This window comes from Rhodococcus sp. NPDC060086 (assembly GCF_042730275.1).
In the GTDB taxonomy this organism is placed as follows: Bacteria; Actinomycetota; Actinomycetes; order Mycobacteriales; family Mycobacteriaceae; genus Rhodococcus.
In genome coordinates this window covers 178,245-194,997 of sequence record NZ_JBHWWZ010000001.1, presented here as the reverse complement: position 1 = coordinate 194,997, position 16,753 = coordinate 178,245, and the positions used below count along the sequence as shown (strand labels likewise).

15 protein-coding genes are annotated in these 16,753 nt (G+C 63.9%); 3 read left to right on the top strand and 12 right to left on the bottom strand.

Going from position 1 to position 16,753, the window contains the following annotated elements:
* Positions 1–15: 15 nt before the first annotated feature.
* Together ACFWB0_RS00960 and ACFWB0_RS00955 are read left to right on the top strand one after the other, a co-directional pair.
* Entirely contained in the window at positions 16–1,356 is a 1,341-nt protein-coding gene (locus tag ACFWB0_RS00960; protein ID WP_378488532.1) for a nitrate/nitrite transporter, read from the top strand.
* Positions 1,331–2,032, top strand: coding sequence for a GTP pyrophosphokinase family protein (locus ACFWB0_RS00955; protein ID WP_378488531.1), 702 nt, complete (start codon positions 1,331–1,333; stop codon positions 2,030–2,032). The genes ACFWB0_RS00960 and ACFWB0_RS00955 overlap by 26 nt, the downstream gene beginning before the upstream one ends.
* A gap of 6 nt (positions 2,033–2,038) precedes the next feature.
* Here the strand turns inward: ACFWB0_RS00955 and ACFWB0_RS00950 are convergent, their stop codons facing one another.
* The 11 genes from ACFWB0_RS00950 to ACFWB0_RS00900 all read right to left on the bottom strand — a co-directional run bounded on the left by ACFWB0_RS00950 (position 2,039) and on the right by ACFWB0_RS00900 (position 15,005).
* Positions 2,039–4,510, bottom strand: a complete 2,472-nt coding sequence (locus tag ACFWB0_RS00950; protein ID WP_378488530.1) for an ATP-dependent Clp protease ATP-binding subunit — start codon at positions 4,508–4,510, stop codon at positions 2,039–2,041.
* Positions 4,511–5,233: 723 nt separating this feature from the next.
* Positions 5,234–5,791 (bottom strand): LpqN/LpqT family lipoprotein, encoded by a 558-nt coding sequence (locus ACFWB0_RS00945; protein ID WP_378488529.1) that lies wholly within the window; start codon positions 5,789–5,791, stop codon positions 5,234–5,236.
* On the bottom strand, positions 5,788–6,708 hold the full coding sequence (locus ACFWB0_RS00940; protein ID WP_378488528.1) for a hypothetical protein: 921 nt from the start codon (positions 6,706–6,708) through the stop codon (positions 5,788–5,790). The genes ACFWB0_RS00945 and ACFWB0_RS00940 overlap by 4 nt, the downstream gene beginning before the upstream one ends.
* Positions 6,709–6,826: 118 nt before the next feature.
* Positions 6,827–7,759 (bottom strand): hypothetical protein, encoded by a 933-nt coding sequence (locus ACFWB0_RS00935; RefSeq protein WP_378488527.1) that lies wholly within the window; start codon positions 7,757–7,759, stop codon positions 6,827–6,829.
* A 152-nt stretch (positions 7,760–7,911) separates the two neighbouring features.
* Positions 7,912–8,670: a hypothetical protein gene (locus ACFWB0_RS00930; protein ID WP_378488526.1), complete on the bottom strand. Its 759-nt coding sequence runs from the start codon at positions 8,668–8,670 to the stop codon at positions 7,912–7,914.
* A gap of 253 nt (positions 8,671–8,923) precedes the next feature.
* Positions 8,924–9,919: a hypothetical protein gene (locus ACFWB0_RS00925; RefSeq protein ID WP_378488525.1), complete on the bottom strand. Its 996-nt coding sequence runs from the start codon at positions 9,917–9,919 to the stop codon at positions 8,924–8,926.
* Complete coding sequence (locus ACFWB0_RS00920) at positions 9,916–10,215, bottom strand: hypothetical protein (protein ID WP_378488524.1); 300 nt, start codon at positions 10,213–10,215, stop codon at positions 9,916–9,918. The genes ACFWB0_RS00925 and ACFWB0_RS00920 overlap by 4 nt, the downstream gene beginning before the upstream one ends.
* A gap of 162 nt (positions 10,216–10,377) precedes the next feature.
* A complete protein-coding gene (locus ACFWB0_RS00915) occupies positions 10,378–11,226 on the bottom strand; it encodes a 3-hydroxybutyryl-CoA dehydrogenase (RefSeq protein ID WP_378488682.1) in 849 nt (282 codons plus the stop codon).
* 63 nt (positions 11,227–11,289) lie between these two features.
* The gene (locus tag ACFWB0_RS00910) at positions 11,290–12,447 is read right to left on the bottom strand and encodes an acyl-CoA dehydrogenase (protein WP_378488523.1); all 1,158 of its coding nucleotides are present in this window, start codon (positions 12,445–12,447) and stop codon (positions 11,290–11,292) included.
* A 161-nt stretch (positions 12,448–12,608) separates the two neighbouring features.
* Complete coding sequence (locus ACFWB0_RS00905; protein ID WP_378488522.1) at positions 12,609–13,328, bottom strand: TetR family transcriptional regulator; 720 nt, start codon at positions 13,326–13,328, stop codon at positions 12,609–12,611.
* Positions 13,329–13,364: 36 nt separating this feature from the next.
* Positions 13,365–15,005 (bottom strand): acyl--CoA ligase family protein, encoded by a 1,641-nt coding sequence (locus tag ACFWB0_RS00900; protein WP_378488521.1) that lies wholly within the window; start codon positions 15,003–15,005, stop codon positions 13,365–13,367.
* 124 nt (positions 15,006–15,129) lie between these two features.
* On the opposite strand from ACFWB0_RS00900, the gene ACFWB0_RS00895 reads away from it, so the two are divergent.
* Positions 15,130–16,008: a LuxR C-terminal-related transcriptional regulator gene (locus ACFWB0_RS00895; protein ID WP_378488520.1), complete on the top strand. Its 879-nt coding sequence runs from the start codon at positions 15,130–15,132 to the stop codon at positions 16,006–16,008.
* A 9-nt stretch (positions 16,009–16,017) separates the two neighbouring features.
* Here the strand turns inward: ACFWB0_RS00895 and ACFWB0_RS00890 are convergent, their stop codons facing one another.
* Positions 16,018–16,701, bottom strand: a complete 684-nt coding sequence (locus tag ACFWB0_RS00890; protein WP_378488519.1) for a GntR family transcriptional regulator — start codon at positions 16,699–16,701, stop codon at positions 16,018–16,020.
* Positions 16,702–16,753: the final 52 nt, after the last annotated feature.

Here is a 16,753-nt window from a genome sequence, read left to right as displayed (position 1 = left end):
TATCGTGTGTATTCCATGAGGTCATGGCTGGTCTGGGGTATCGGTGTCTTCGCCTACCTGGTTGCAGTCCTGCACCGCACGACCTTCGGTGTGTCGGGCCTGGCCGCGACCGAGCGCTTCGACATCTCCCCGTCCGTGTTGTCCGGTTTCGTGGTGCTGCAGCTCATCGTCTACGCGGGCATGCAGATTCCGGCCGGAGTCCTGCTCGACAGATTCGGGTCGCGCAAGGTGATCGCGTTGGGCGCCGCGATCATGGCGGTGGCCCAGTTCGTGCTCGCTGTCACCGACTCGCTGCCCGTCGCGTATGGCGCTCGTGTGTTCGTCGGAGTCGGCGACGCCCTCACATTCATCTCGGTGCTCCGGCTGGTCCCGGTGTGGTTCGCTCCGCGCCGGGTGCCGGTGGTGTCGCAGCTGACGGGCATCCTCGGCCAACTCGGTCAGGTGTTGTCGGCCGTTCCGTTCGTGCTCATCCTGTCCGGTCAGGGCTGGACGGCCGCCTACGCCAGTGCTGCGGCGCTGGGTGTCCTCGCGTGCGTCCTGGTGGTCGCGGTCGTCCGGAACGCTCCGTCCGGGGAACGTCTGGAGACACCGCCCGCGGGATTGCGCAATGTGCTCGGCCAGATCGGTGGCGTGTGGCGCAGGCCCGGGACGCGGCTGGGGTTCTTCACACACATGGGTACGCAGTTCTCGGTGACGACGTTCGCGCTCATGTGGGGTGTGCCGTACCTCGAATCCGCGCAGGGGCTCTCGCCCGCGGCTGCCGGTTCGATGCTCACGGTGTCGGTCGCCACCGCGATCGCGGCTGGCCCCGTCCTCGGTGTCCTTACCGGCCGGTTTCCGAATCACAGATCCTGGATCGTGCTGTCGATCATCATCGCGTGTGCGACCGCCTGGACGATCGTGCTCGCGCTGCCAGGGCCCGCACCGATCTGGCTGCTGGTGCTGCTCATCATCGTCATCTCCGTCGGTGGGCCGGGGTCGATGGTCGGCTTCGATTACGCGCGCACCTTCAATCCGTCGACGGCGCTCGGCACCGCTCAGGGAATCGTGAACATCGGTGGCTTCCTGGCGACTCTGCTCGTGGTCCAGACGATGGGTGTGCTGCTCGAGGCGTTCGGCGGATACGGCTTCGAGTCGTTCCGGATCGCATGGCTCGCGCAGTACCCGATCTGGGTGATCGCGATCGCGGGTGTATTGATCACCCGGAAGAAGGCGAGGCGTGAAGCGGGTGTGCATCCGCGCACGTTGCGGCAGATATTGCGTGCGCGAAACGAGCCTCCCCGCGGGAACCTGGCAGACTCGAGGGCGGAACGTATCGAGGAGGATCCGAGTGACAACGACGGTGGACGACCCTGAACAGGGCGTGCCCCTACCCGACGGACCGGAAGAATTCTCCGGACTGCTGCCGGTCCCGCTACCGGACCTGAAGAGCGATCTCACTCGATTTCTGATGGTGTACAAGTTCGGCATCGACGAAATGATGACCAAGATCAACATTTTGCGTGACGAGTTCACCTACGCCCGCGACTACAACCCGATCGAGCACGTCAAGTCGCGGCTCAAGTCACCCGAGTCGATTCTCGCGAAGGCTCAGCGTAAGGGTGCGCCGCAGACCCTCGAAGGCATCCGCGAGCACGTCCGTGACATCGCCGGTATCCGTATCACGTGCAGTTTCAGGTCCGACGTCTACCGGATCATGGACATGATCACGCGGCAGGGCGACGTGAACGTGATCGAGATCGAGGACTACATCACGCAGCCCAAACCGAACGGCTACCGCAGTGTCCACGTGATCGTCGAGATCCCGGTGTTCATGTCCGATCGGGTCGAGTCGGTCTACGTCGAACTCCAGATCCGCACGGTCGCGATGGACTTCTGGGCGAGCCTCGAGCACAAGATCTACTACAAGCACGACCGCGCCGTGCCGGACGAACTGCGCGAGGAACTCCGTGTCGCTGCAGAGACGGCCCGCGACCTCGACGTCAAGATGGAAGCACTCCACGGCCGGGTGCACGGGGCGCCCGAGCGCTGAGCGGGTTCAGTCCTCCGGCGGCGAGCCGTCGCCGGGGCCTTCTGCGTCATCCTTTCCGGCGACCGTCTCGAGGACGAGACCATCGGTACCGGAATCGACACGCACTGTGTCCCCCGGACCGAGGGTTCCCGCGAGCACCAGGTTCGAGAGCTTGTTGTCGAGTTGTCTCTGGATGGTCCGCCGCAACGGGCGGGCACCGAACTTCGGCTCGAATCCGGCATCGACCAGCCAGTCGACGGCCTTGACCGAGATGTCGATATCGATGTCCTGTGCTCGAAGCCGCCGCCGTGTTCCGTCCAGGATCAAGTCGACGATCTCGCGCAGTTGTTCCTTGACGAGTCGATGGAACACCACGGTTTCGTCGATCCGGTTGAGGAACTCGGGCCGGAAATGCGAGTGCAGTCGCTCCATCAACTTCGGGGTGAGGGCTTCGATATCGCCGTCGGCGTCCGAGAGGATGAGGTCGGAACCGATATTGCTGGTGAGGATGACGATGGTGTTCTTGAAATCCACGGCGCGGCCTTGCGCGTCGGTGACACGGCCGTCGTCGAGAAGCTGAAGAAGCACGTTGAACACATCGGTGTGCGCCTTCTCGATCTCGTCGAACAGGATCACCGAGTACGGCTGACGGCGAACCTTGTCCGTGAGTTGCCCCGCCTCCTCGTACCCGACGTAGCCGGGGGGAGCCCCGACCAGACGGGAGACGGTGTGCTTCTCCTGGAATTCGCTCATATCGAAGCGAATCATGTGGTTCTCATCGCCGAACACGGCTGCGGCCAGCGCCTTCGCGAGTTCGGTCTTGCCGACCCCGGTGGGGCCGAGGAACAGGAATGAGCCGATCGGCCTGTTCGGGTCGGACAGCCCTGCGCGCGCTCTCCGCACCGCTTCGGCCACTGCGGAGACTGCTTGGTCCTGCCCGACGACCCGCGCGTGGAGCATGTCTTCGAGAGCGAGGAGCCGTTGGCGTTCTTCGGCCGTCAGTTCGGCGACCGGGATGCCGGTCTGCCTCGAGATCACTTCGGCGATATCGACGACCTCGACCTGCGGCGTCGACGCCGAGCCGCTCGAGCCGATGCGCTCATCGAGGGCTGCGATCTCGTCTTTCAACTCGCCGGCTTTGGTGTAGTCCTCGGCCGCGACTGCGGTGTCCTTCTCGCGTTCGAGGCGTGCCAGTTCGTCTTCCTGCGAACGAGTATCCGCGTCCGGAGTCTTGGTGCGCAGCCGTACACGTGCGCCCGCCTGGTCGACCAGGTCGATCGCCTTGTCGGGCATGAACCTGTCCGTGATGTACCGATCGGACAGCTCGGCCGCCGCCACCAGCGCTTCGTCCGTGTAGTGAACCTGATGGTGTTCCTCGTAGACGTCGATCAGTCCGCGCAGAATCTCGATGGTGTCGTCGACCGAAGGCTCGGACACCATCACCGGCTGGAACCGCCGTTCGAGCGCCGCGTCCTTCTCGATGTAGCGGCGGTACTCGTCGATCGTGGTCGCGCCCACCGCGTGCAACTCTCCGCGTGCGAGGGCCGGCTTGAGGAGATTGCCGGCATCCATCGAACCTTCGCCGCCACTGCCCGCGCCGACGATCGTGTGCAATTCGTCGATGAAGAGAATCAACTCGTCGGAGTGTTCGCGGACCTCGTCGAGGATCTTCGTCAACCGCTCCTCGAACTCGCCGCGATACTTGCTACCCGCAACCAGCGAACCGACGTCGAGAGCAACGACGCGTCGATCGGCCAGCGTCGACGGTACGTCTCCGTTGACAATGCGCTGCGCCAAGCCCTCGACGATCGCGGTTTTGCCCACACCGGGATCACCGATCAGGACGGGATTGTTCTTACGACGACGCGAGAGGATCTCGATGGTCTGTGCGATCTCGTCGGCGCGCCCGACGACGGGGTCCACATTGCCCGCGCGCGCCTCTGCGGTCAGGTCTCTGCCGTACTCGTCGAGCGTGGGCGTCGTGCTCTCTGATGTGTCGCGCCGACCGCCGGTATCGAGCTTGGCGCCGGCCAGCACGTGAGCAGCCGGATTCTCGCTGTTCGCGGCAATGCCGTAGAGGATGTGTTCGGGACCGATGTAGCTGATGCCCGACTGTCCCGCCTGCTGCTGGGCAACCCTCAGTGCACGCTTGGTCGCAGGACTGAGCGTCACCTGCTCGTCGTCGTTGCCTTCCCCCGCGCCTCCGGCGAGGGAACGCATCTGCTCCGCGACCGCATCGGGATCCAGACCCAGGCCACTGATCACGCCGCGAGTCGGGTCGTTGAGTGTGGCGGCATAGAGAAGATGCTCGGGTGCCAGCTCGGCACTGCCCCACTCAGTGGCTGCCTTTTTGGCTTCGGCGACCAATTGCTTCGCATCGTCGTTGAGCAACCGGCTCAGATCCACCCGCTGTACCTGCGGTTGGCGGAGTCCGCCGGAGCTGAAGAATCGGTCGAAAATGTCGTCGAACGGGTCGCGGGAAAGCCAGCTGTCGGTCATTGTCACTCCACGGTTTCGACCTGAATCTCGGTTTCCACAGGAAGTGCCGCACGCACTTTCTTTGCAGCACAGATCTATTGCGGAGGAGGACTCCGCTACGCCGACAACAGATGCGTGCCGACCAATGAGTTCGATCGTAGTAGCCGACTTACGATTTGTGTGCGGGTCGGCGGATTCGGGCGAGACCCGACTCACCACCCGCGGCTCGGCTCCGCGCGCAGCTCGGAACCGATCGAACAGCGGCGGGATCATCTGATAGTGGACGGTTGTGTCCTTTGCGTGGACGGTGTAGACGTCGGACACGACATCCTCGATGTCGTCCCACTTTACGAAGGTGTCGTAAGTGCGAACACGGAGTCTGCGGATCGTCACCCGTCGTCGGATTCCGTCCTCGTGCAACCTCAGCACCGTGGTGCTGCGGAGCCTCAGCGGGAGCAGTGCGATCACCAGTGTCGAGACGACGGTCGAGGCGATGAACGGAACGTGCTCGGCCACTTCGTCGCGCGGGATCAACACTGCGTCAGCGTGCGTTGCTCAGACATGGATCAGCGCCCACCGGTGTCACCAGTGCTGCGATCAGGGAGGCCAGTAAGAGAGTCTGCTCCCGTGGGTATTTCGATCGCACGCGGATGCCAAGCCCGCGGCAAACCTGAAGGGGCGGGAGCCCTGAGGCCAACTGGGTATCGCCATGGCCTCCGCATGCACCATTTCGTGGTTGTCCATCTATCGGCCCACCATGGGATGCGTATCCACCACGGCCATCAACCCGTGGTGAATCGTGGATGCGTCGGCGGCGAGTGTCGCATCGGGCTCAGCGCGTGTGGTAACGGTCAGCTGGGTGAGGTACCGGTCGTACTCGGCATCGACGACGAGGAATCGAGTTGTTGCATCGAACCAGACACCACCGACGTGGTAGGTGCCTCGTGTGAGAACTGAGCGGTGACCGCCGACATTGCCGGTGTCGGACTGAAGTTCGGTCCACTCCGGAAGCGACCGGCATTCCGATGCGGCAGCATGGAGGAGTTCGTCGGTCGGGCGCCAACGCGAGAGGCGGCCGTGGAGCAATACCGCGTTGGGTGTCCACTCGTCTTCTGTGTATTCGGGTGCGACGAGGACCGCGTATGCGTGGGGGAATACCTCGTCGGGTACACGGATCCACCCATCCGGGGTCGGGATCGTGACATGTGGGTGCCCGGGTGCATCGGATGGGCAGGCGATGAGCTCGACCTCGTGACTTTCGAGGTACGCGCGGAGGTTTTCAGGGGTCGGGTCAGGGCTCATGCTTTTGCCTTCTGGGTGCGTGCGGCGCGAAAGCGTTCGAGCAACGAGGGTGGCTGGAGGAGTTCAAGCGAGTCGGCATCGCTCAGAGTGCCTCGCTGATCCGGGTTCTCGTGAAAGAAGCGAAGCAATCTGTAGAGGGTATTCGGCTCTCCTATAAGGCGATAGACCGGAACTTCGAGGCCGCCCGATTCTTCTCCGGTGTGGACGTCAATGACCACACCGTCGATTCTGATCACTGGGTGGTGAGTGGGCGACTTGCTGTTCGGTCCGGAATAGAAGGCCGGGGTTATTGATTCGATGTGATCCCACTCGATGACGTGCTTGGCTGTACTCGTGAAGAAGGGAATGAGGCGACGCACAGTGAGATGAAGCCCGTTGGGGTAGATCCCGAGGGAAGTCGGCGCTCGGATGATCAGCGAAAGGACGAAGAGGGCGAGTGAGAATATTCCGAGAACTGCGGCACCTACCGTCCCACCGATGCGTTGAAACACCTCGTCGAGCAAGCTGAAGTCACCCTGGCGCTGGTGAGGCAGAAGAACGGGGAGTGTGGCAATCGGGAGGCTACACAGTACGAGAATCAGGAGCAGATCTCGTTTGTGAGGAATGTGGATGCCGTTTTCGTGCTCACTGGTTTGGTCTCGGGTCACGCGCCGGGACACAGTAAGGTGGCGGAACCCACCCCCTGAGAGTACGATTCCAGCGGCCGTCGACATCAGGAGGGTGAATCCCGCGAATCCGACCGCGGTGTCGGGCTCGTTCCTCCGAACACCTTCCAACGCGAAGGCGCTGAGTACTGCCGCCAACGGGAGTGCAACTGCGGCGGCGATGAGTTTCCCTCGCTCGAGGCGCTGCGGCCACGGCGCTTCGTAGGAGGAACGAATGCGGTCATTGAGCGCATGCGATGGGTTTCGGGGCACCCTCACTCCTGAACTCGATGGGAACCCGATGCCGAGATGCTGGTTCGACGCCGGACCCTGTGAATTAGGGCCCCGACCCGAGGGAGGATGCTGAGCCGACCCCTGTGCGACCAAGGTTTCACGCTTTTGTCTTCAGGGTGCGAGCGATGCGAATGCGTTCGAGTAGTGGAGGGGGCCTCAGGAGTTCGGCTGCGTTCGGCTCGCTGATGAGTTTCCGGTCGTCCGGGTTCTCGTGAAGGCGTTTCAGGAGCGCGAAAAGCGTGTTGGGTTCGGAGGTCAGAGCGTGGGCCATGAGTGCGATCTTGTGCTCTCCGTCATGTGGCGTTCGCAGCTTCTTCGGGATGGCAGAAGACGTTTGTAGGTCGATGCCGGGGTGTTGAAACGAGTCGATGGTCCGCCCATCGATATGTGTAATGTCCTGCCATCTCACGAATACGTCGGATTCTTTGGTGGATAGCAGAATGCGTCGACGGGAGTAACGTTCGACGCCCTCGCCGTATATGCGTACGACGATGTCGACTCTGATCCAGGAGGCGAACAGTGCGAGCGTGACTGCAACAGCCGCGAGCGTGGCCACGTTGATCGCCCCCGTACGAGAGTTTCGCCCATCCGGTAGCAGCGACTCGTCCACGCCTATGAACCAGCCGACGGACGCAGCGACACCGTAGGCCGCGGCGGCAACGAGCAAGGCGATCAGGAGAGGGGCCAGGATGCGGCTCGTCGGAATCGATACTCCATTGCCGTGGGTTGCATCCTGAATTGGGCGAATTCTTCCTGACAGTCCCATGAGACGAAAGCCTGCTTCGCGCAGCATCACAATGGATAGCATCGCCGCCATCACTGCACCACCTCCGTATCCGGTAGTGACTAGGGGGTCCCCACTCCGCCAGCTTTCTGCGGCGGTGGTGAAGCCAATGACCGTCATTGCGAGCATTCCCACCGAGGCCATCAGTAGTGCCGGGCGGAACCGCTGTGGCCATTCCGGGCGACCATCCCCAGCGGGGGCGCCTTCGGGTTCAGATGAGTTCGTGCCCTGGTTCAGTACAGGCATGTCTGCCCTCCTTGCGGTATTCCATTGCCGTGATTGGGCACTACCTGTGCACTCGGAGGAATCTCTCGATGCGCGCCTGGCCATGACAACGGCAGAGTGGGTGGAGGGATGATAGTACTGATCATCCACTGCTGCAGCAGTTGTCCTGGGTGTCAATGCGAAGTGGATCCTGAGGTTCCACGCCCACGACTCCCCGTGCGTGCGGCGCGGAAGCGCTCGAGTAGTGGAGGGGGCCTGAGTAACTCGGCTGCGTTCGGCTCGCTGATGAGATTCCGGTCGTCCGGGTTTTCGTGAAGGCGTTCCAACAAGCCGAACAATGTGTTCGGCTCCGAGATCAGCATGTGGGTCATGACCGCGACGAGGTTGTCGGAATCATGTTGAGTCCTGAGAGACATGGGAACAATCGATGTCGTGGACAGATTGACGACGGGGTGCCCTGCCGATCCGATACGTATACCCAAGCTCCCCGGAGAGATTTGCGCAATGTCGCCCCAGCGGAGGAACAACTCGGATTCACGGATCGAGAACAGGATGCGTCGACGGGTGTACCGTCTGATGCCACTCGGGTAGATCTGCAGCGATGTTGTGAATCGTACAGAGGACAACAGCAATACGGCAGTGCCAGTGACGGCTGAACCGATTGCGGCGAATATCGCGACCTCGCGTGTGTCGCGCCCGAAGGGCACGAGGCTGTCGCTGACATCTGCCAGCCAACTGATCCAAATAGTGAGGCCGTAGACGGTGATTCCGACGAGGACTGCGATCAGGGCTGGGATCAGTGACCTGACCATCGGCACATTCACACCTGCCCCGTATCTGCAATCGGCATGGTGCACGATTCTGCGCGGAAGGGAAATGTGTCGAAGGCCGGATTCCTGTAAGAGGCCAACGCCTATCAGGAGTGCAGCCACGCCTACTCCAGCGAATCCGATGGCAGTGAGTGTCTCGCCGCCCTGTGCCCCGTTCCATGCTGTCGTTGCGCAGACTATGGCGGAAAGGAATATGACTGCAGCGGCGGCAAGTTGCAAGGGGCGGAGGGCTTGCGGCCAAGGCTGAGGACGGGACGGAACGTTGCGATCCGCCGCGCATTCGGAATGCATATTGCTTCTCGAGGTGTGCATGCTCGATTCCTTTGGGTGTCGAGAGGTCTTGGGTGTGGGAGTATCAGTTCCAAGCAGCTTGAGCCCCTTTCGAGACACCCCATGTGAAGAAGCTGCCGACTGCGGCACCTATGACAATCCCTGCCGCCGTTCCGACACCGGGCGCAATTGCAGTGCCGATGATCCCGCCGAGTTTGGTTCCTGCAAAGGTTCCCGCAGCGAAACCTGCAGCAGAACCGGCGCCTTCCGTGACCACTGCTTTGGTGGGGTCCATTCCACCATCGATGTCGTTGCTGATGGCCGGTATGGTGCCGAGTATCGCAGCGTACGGGCCGAGTCCTCTGGCGATACCCCTTCCGAGGTCGTCACCGGAAGAGAGCGCTGCGCTTTTCAAACCTTCCTTGGTCGCCTCGGACATGAGCCCGATCGTGGACGCGGCAACGGTGGCGGGCACGTCCGGTACCCAGGAGAACTCGCCGTCGTCGGATCTGATGACCTCTCCGGGCGTCGCCGCTTTGGCCGCATCTTCGAGCGTTGCGACTGCGGCTGTGATGCGACCCATGGCGTCGTCCGCCGCTGCCGCAGTCTGTTGGAGTGCATCGACCAGCGCGACGCTCAGTTCGGCTGCCTGGCGTTCGAGTTGGAGGGATGCGGTGTCGTAGGTCGCGCCGGACGGTAGCAGGGCACGGAGCAGTGCGATCTGGCTCGCTGCGTCGACGATGCCGTTGTCGTGCACGGTGAACGATTGGGATTCGGCCGCCCTCACCAATCCGGCGACGTGCATCTGGGCGCCGTCGATGATCGGCGCACCGGTGCGGTAGGCGTCGGCGACCTGCAGGAGGGCTCCGGCGATGGCGCTGCCGAGTGAACGTTCCCGGACCACGCGGAGGGCGGCGGCCTTCGCGGCGTCGCCTTTCCATTGTTCGGCGAGGGCGTCCTGGTCGGTCAGCAGGCCCTTCATGCGGTCGTCGAGTTTGTCGACGAGCACGTCGAGGGCGTCGGCAGTCGACCGGAAGGAGTCGGGATTCCAGGATTGGACGGCCGAGACGCCGGGACTCACCGGGCCGGATCCATCGCCGCGAGTGCTGCGACGAAGTCGGCCTCGGCGATGTCGTAGTCGTCTGCTGCGCCGTTGGAGATGTCGACGACTTCGAGCAGGCGCAGGCGTATGTTGACCAGTGCGTGTGTGGTGGCGAGGTGGCTGCGAGCGTTTATATCGCTGAAACCTGTACCGGGAAGCGCTGATTGCGAATATGCATAGGGTGCGTCGGTGTCCCATGATCCGAGGGCGTCGGCTGCGCCGGTGACCGATGAGGCGAACGCGCGTAGTGCCTGCGGATCTACCTGCAATGTCACGACTGTCCCCCCGACAGAATCCCCCGATGTGTCTGCGGAGACAGTAACAGATGGGTGTGTTGTTCCCGCCGTGGCTGTTCGGGTCGGACACGGGGGATCGACGCAACTCGGGCCCTGACGATCCGAACGGATCGACAGGGCCCGAGGGGTGGAGCCGAGAACCTACTTGTAGCTGTAGAAGCCCTCACCGGTCTTGCGGCCCAGACGGCCCGCTTCGACCATGCGGCGGAGCAACGCCGGGGGAGCGTAGTTCGGCTGGGCGAACTCGTCGTACAACGACTGCGCGGCATTGAGCGCGATGTCGAGGCCGACGGTGTCCAGCAGCGTCAGCGGACCCATCGGGTAACCACAGCCACCCTTCATCGCTGCGTCGATGTCTTCCTTTGTTGCATAACCTGATTCGAGCATCCGAACCGCGTCGCACAGGTACGGGATGAGCAGCGCGTTGACGATGAAGCCCGCGCGATCGCCCGCGCGTACCGCGGTCTTGCCGAGGGTGTTCTTCGCGTAGTCGAACACCGTGTCGGCCGCGGCTTCGTCGGTGGTCAGCGCGGAGATGACCTCGACGAGCGGCATCACGGGGACCGGGTTGAAGAAGTGCACGCCGACGACCTTGCCGGGACGCTGCGTTGCCTGTGCCATCTTGATGACGGGGATCGACGACGTGTTGGTCGCGAGGATGCCCTCGGGCTTGACGACCTTGTCGAGTTCGGCGAAGATCTCGGCCTTCAGCGACTCGATTTCGGGTGCGGCTTCGATGACGAGGTCGCGGTCGGCGAACTCGCTCATATCGAGCGTGACCTTGATACGGGCGAGGATCGCGTCGGCGTCCTCCTGGGTGATCTTGCCGGACTTGACGCCGCGTGCGATCGACTTCGCGAGACGCTCACGCGCTGCTTCGGCGAACTGCTCCGTCGTCTCCTTGATGAGGACGTCGCTACCGGCCTTCGCGCACACCTCTGCGATTCCGGCACCCATGGTGCCGCCGCCGATGACGCCTACTTTTTCCACAGCCACTACGAAAACTCCTGATCGGTGTGATGTTCGAGCTGGTCCAAACCTAACCGACCAGGGTCAGCGAAGCAGTGCGCGCGACATGACGACGCGCTGGATCTGATTGGTGCCCTCGTAGATCTGCGTGATCTTGGCGTCGCGCATCATGCGCTCGACCGGGAAGTCGGTGGTGTAGCCGGCGCCACCGAACAGCTGCACGGCGTCGGTGGTGACCTCCATGGCGACGTCGGATGCGAAGCACTTCGCGGCTGCCGAGATGAAGCCGAGGTTGCCTTCGCCGCGCTCGGCGCGAGCTGCCGAGGTGTAGACCATCAGGCGGGCGGCCTCGACCTTCATGGCCATGTCGGCGAGCATGAACTGCACACCCTGGTTGTCGGAGATCGGGCGGCCGAACTGCTTACGATCCTTGACGTAGGTGATCGCGGCGTCGAGCGCACCCTGGGCGAGGCCGACGGCCTGCGCGCCGATGGTGGGGCGGGTGTGGTCGAGGGTCGCGAGGGCCGTCTTGAAGCCGGTGCCCGGCTCGCCGACGATGCGGTCGCCGGGGATGCGGCAGTTCTCGAAGTACAGCTCGGCGGTGGGCGAGCCCTTGATACCGAGCTTCTTCTCCTTCGGGCCGACGACGAAGCCCTCGTCGTCCTTGTGAACCATGAAGGACGAGATGCCGTTGGCGCCCTTGTCGGGGTCCGTCACGGCCATGACCGTGTACCACGCGGACTTGCCACCGTTGGTGATCCAGCACTTGGAGCCGTTGAGGATCCAGTCGTCGCCGTCCGCCTTCGCGCGGGTGCGCATCGACGCGGCGTCGGAGCCGGCTTCACGCTCGGACAGCGCGTACGACGCCATCGCGCCGTTGACGATGTCCGGCAGGACCTTGGCCTTGAGCTCGTCGGAGCCGCGCAGGATCAGACCCATGGTGCCGAGCTTGTTGACGGCCGGGATCAGCGACGAGGAGCCACACACGCGGGCGACTTCCTCGATCACGATGCAGGTGGCGATGGAGTCGGCACCCTGGCCCTCGAACTGCTCGGGGACGTGGATGGCGTTGAAGCCGGACTTGTTGAGCGCGTCGAGCGCCTCCTGCGGGAAGCGGGAGTTCTCGTCGACGTCCTTCGCGTACGGCGCGATCTCCTTTTCGGAAAGCGCACGGATCGCTTCGCGCAGGGCGTCGTGTTCTTCGCTGAGCTGGAACAGATCGAAATCGGCATTGAAGGCCATGAGGTCGGAACTCCTATCGGCACGCGGTGCCATACCAAGGGGTGGATCTGCGCTCACCTTATCCAGGGTGAAGTGCGCAACGTCGCGTAATCGTTCAATTCTAACCACGGCACTGAGTGCCAGGTCAACGGTTGGAGGGTTGCCGATGCAACGCGTGACGCTTATCCGCCGAGGGCGCGACGGACTTCCTCGGCGACGTCGGCGGGCTGCATTCCCGCTGGATACGTCACCACCGTGACGGCACGCGGTGCCTCAGGAGGCGAGGTCGGGGCGGCGCCCGGAACTACGCCGAACGTGCGTCTGATCTCGTACAACTCTCGGTCGAGGACCTCCGCGGTCGCGGTGTCGTCGCCGCGGATCATCGCCCGCAACAGGAAGTTGTGGGCGGAGGTGATCGCGGCGGCGAAACTGACGATCCGGATCGGCTTCTCACCCGGCACCGCCTGGCGCAGGAAATCCGTGAACAACCGCTCGTAGCGGTAGGTCATCACGAGTTCCCGATCGCGCAGCGCAGGGACCCGCTGTACGACCCGGTACCGCCACACCGACAGGTCGCGCCGGTCGCGGAAATAGCCGAAGACGAGTTGCGCCGCGTCGCAGGAAGCGGCCCACGGGTCGTCGAACTCGCGCGACAAGTACTCCGACACCTGCTCGATCAGCGACTCGTGATCGGCGAAGATGACGTCTTCCTTGGAGCGGAACTGCCGGAAGAATGTGCGACGAGAGACTCCCGCGGCCGCAGCGATCTGCTCGACCGTCGTCGACTCGTAGCCGTGCTGCGAGAACAGCCTGATGGCCTGCGAGACCACGTGTACCCGGAACTGTGCGGGATCAGGTCCCGTTGATTCGGAACGACGGGCGGGGACTGTTCCGTGCGACATAACTACCGAGTATCCAACGTGGCCGCGGGAGTTATGTCAGGACTGGGTGGTTTCCGAAGCCCGGAGTTCGAATTTGAGGATCTTGCCGGTCGAGGTACGCGGCAGTTCGAGAGGGAAGACGATGTCGCGGGGCACCTTGTAGCCGGCGAGCAGGCTGCGGGTGTGGGCGATGATGTCGTCGGCCGTCGCGGTCTGCCCGTCCTTCAGAATGACGAAGGCCTTCGGCCGCTCACCCCACTTCTCGTCGGGAACGCCCACGACCGCGACATCGATCACCGCGGGATGCGCCATGATCGCCTGCTCCACCTCGACCGTCGAGATGTTCTCGCCGCCGGAGATGATGATGTCCTTGGCACGGTCCTTGAGCTGGATGTATCCGTCCGGGTGCATGACGCCGAGGTCACCGGTGTGGAACCAGCCGCCGGCGAACGCCTCGGCGGTGGCGTCGGGGTCTCGGTAGTAGCCGAGCATGACATTGTTGCCGCGCAGCACGATCTCACCCATGGTCTCGGCGTCGGCGGGCACATCGTTCATGGTGTCGTCGACCACCCGCGCCGTTTCGGCCTGCAACATGCCGACGCCCTGACGCGACAGCAGTGCCGCGCGCTCGTCACCGGACTTGTCGTCCCACGACTCCTGGTACTCGCAGATCGTGTAGGGCCCGTACACCTCGGTCAGGCCGTACACGTGCACGACCGTGATGCCCAGCTGCTCGAGCTGCGCGATCACCGTCGGCGACGGCGGTGCCCCGGCCGTGGTGATGTGCAGGGGCCGGTCGAGCGGATGCGCCTGCTCGGCGTTCGCGATGGTCGAGCACACCGCGGGCGCACCGCACAGGTTGGTCACGCCGAGGTTGTCTATGGCATCCCAGATCGCGTCGGCCCGCACCGCGCGCAGGCAGATGTGCGTACCGGCCGCCGCGGTGACCGCCCACGGCGTGCACCAGCCGTTGCAGTGGAACATCGGCAGGGTCCACAGGTACTTGCTCTGCCCGGTGAACCCGTTGTGGAAGGTTTCGCCGAGCGAGTTGAGGTAGGCACCGCGATGCGAATACATCACGCCCTTCGGCTTGCCGGTGGTGCCCGAGGTGTAGTTGAGCGTGATGACGCCGAGTTCGTCGTCGACGCTCCACGGCAGCGGGCTGTCGTCGAGCGAATCGGCGAGTGCGAGGAACTCGTCGTAGCGCGCGGTGACCACACCGGCGGGGATCTCGGGCGTCGGCACCGTCGAATCGGGGATCTCGACGATATCGGTGAGTGTCGGGACGTCGATGTCGGTGAGCGAGCCGACGAACTCGGAATCGACGAAGAGCAGCGAAGCCTCCGCATGACCGAGAATGTAGTCGAGCTCCGGGCCGGCGAGCCGGGAGTTCAACGCGATGAGTACACCGCCGGCAAGCGGCACCGCGAAGTGCGCGATGAGAGTCTCGGGCACGTTCGGCGTCAGGTAGGCCACCCGGTCGCCGGGGTTGATCCGGCTCTTCAGTACGCGGGCGAGCCGTTGGGTCTCCTCGGCGAACTCGGCATACGTGTACCGGCGGTCGCCGTAGATGATCGCCGTGCGGTCGGGGAACACCGACGCCGAGCGCTCGAGGAAGCGTAGCGGGCTCAGCTGGCTGTGGTTGGCGGTCGCGGCAGAGTGGTCGAGTGCGGTGGACACGGAAACCTCCGGGGACATCGGGACAACAGAACAGGCGGCGTCACGTGTGATCGTCGCAACACCGGATCCAGTGGAGGTTACGAATCACGGAATCGGCGTCGCTACCCTAGGAAGAGGGCGTTGGGAGTGAGAGGGCCGACAAGTGAGTACTACGAACCGTGCCGACCTGCTCCGGCCGAGCGACGTCGACACCTTGCGCGCCGAGTTGCGTTCCTTGAAGCTGTCGACCGGTCTGCCCATCCTTTTCGGGGGCACCGTCCACGGCGCCGACCTGGTGTTGTCCGGTTACGTCGGAACCCGTGGCCGCTTTCTCCGTAACCTCGTGATCAGTTCCGAACGTGGGCTCGGCGGACGGGCGATCGCCGAGCAGCGCCCCCGTTCGGTCGCCGACTACTTCGCGTCGCGACACATCACCCACGACTACGACAGGCCCGTCGGCGGCGAGGGCATCGAGTCGCTGCTGGCGGTCCCCGTCGTCGTGCGGGGGCGGACCCGCGCGGCGATGTACGGGGGTCTTCGAACGCCGCTGCCCATCGGCGACACCGTCACCGAACAACTCGTGCAGTCCGCGCGGGCACTGGCGCGGGAGATCGAGATCCGCGACGAGGTGGATCGCCGGGTGACGCTGCTCGACAACGTCGGAGCGTGCGTCCAGGTGGGAAACGGTGAGCGGCTCCCGCTGACGGTGTCCGACACGATCACCGAAAGCTACCTGGAGTTGCGTGAGCTCGCGGCCGGAGCGGACGACCCGGAGCTGGAATCTCGGCTGAAGGCGATCGAGGACAAGCTGCGGGCGCTCGGGAGCTCCGGGTCGCGGGTGCCGACAGCGCACCTGACTCCGCGCGAACAGGAGGTGCTCGGATATGTGGCCTTGGGCTGCCGCAACGCCGAGATAGCCGAACGTCTCGCTCTCAGCCTCGAAACCGTCAAGAGCTACGTGCGCAACATCCTGGCGAAACTCGAGGTGCACAGTCGCCATGAAGCGGTGGTGGAGGCGCGTCGGCAGGGTGTGTTGCCCTGAGTCGATCCGTCAGGCCGGCTCGGGAAGTTCGGCCTCCGCGCCGGGAGTGCCACCGAGCGCCGCGACGAGGCGTTCGCGAGCGCGTCCGAGGTGTTTCGAGAGGATCGTGACAGCGCCGTCGCCGTCTCCAGCGGCGACCGCATCGAGGATCTGCTGGTGTTCGGCGGCGATGCTCTGCGTGGTCAGAAGGTGCTGGCCCTGCACCTGCACCATGCACAGCCGCACCTCGGAGACGAGGGAACCGAACATGCGACTCGTCCGGGGGCTGCCCATCGCGTCGACCAGAGCGGTGTGGAAGCGCATGTCGGGTTCGACGATCGACAGTGGCGTGCTGTCCGTCATCGCGGAGATCTCTCCGTTGGCGGCGACGGCAGGATCGGGAAGGTGTGCATTTCGTGCGAGGTGTCGCAAGGCGATGGATTCGAGATGTGCGCGGGTGCGGTAGATGTCGCGGACGTCGTCGGGCCCGAGGTTCGGTACGCGCGCGGTCTTGTGGGCGCTGCGCTGCAGTAGGCCTTCGCCGACGAGTTTCTCGATGGCGGCCTTCGCTGTCGGTCGCGCCACCTCGTAGGCGCGGGCGACCTCGGCCTCGGTCAGTGCATCATCCTGCGCGAGTTCACCGGAGAACAGACGTCTTCGCAGCTCCTCGGTCAGGGCGTCGACGATCGACAGGGCTTTGATCCGTCCCGTCATTTCCGGTTCCTCCCTCCGCTGTCGAATCGGTGCGCGATTCTTCCACGTGAAC

Bases quoted from the DNA above. Each gene is read 5' to 3' on its own strand.
- ACFWB0_RS00960 (WP_378488532.1), top strand. From the start codon at position 16: ATGAGGTCATGGCTGGTCTGGGGTATCGGTGTCTTCGCCTACCTGGTT.
- ACFWB0_RS00950 (WP_378488530.1), bottom strand. From the start codon at position 4,510: ATGACCGACAGCTGGCTTTCCCGCGACCCGTTCGACGACATTTTCGAC.
- ACFWB0_RS00945 (WP_378488529.1), bottom strand. From the start codon at position 5,791: ATGAGCCCTGACCCGACCCCTGAAAACCTCCGCGCGTACCTCGAAAGT.
- ACFWB0_RS00935 (WP_378488527.1), bottom strand. From the start codon at position 7,759: ATGCCTGTACTGAACCAGGGCACGAACTCATCTGAACCCGAAGGCGCC.
- ACFWB0_RS00910 (WP_378488523.1), bottom strand. From the start codon at position 12,447: ATGGCCTTCAATGCCGATTTCGATCTGTTCCAGCTCAGCGAAGAACAC.
- ACFWB0_RS00905 (WP_378488522.1), bottom strand. From the start codon at position 13,328: ATGTCGCACGGAACAGTCCCCGCCCGTCGTTCCGAATCAACGGGACCT.
- ACFWB0_RS00900 (WP_378488521.1), bottom strand. From the start codon at position 15,005: ATGTCCCCGGAGGTTTCCGTGTCCACCGCACTCGACCACTCTGCCGCG.
- ACFWB0_RS00890 (WP_378488519.1), bottom strand. From the start codon at position 16,701: ATGACGGGACGGATCAAAGCCCTGTCGATCGTCGACGCCCTGACCGAG.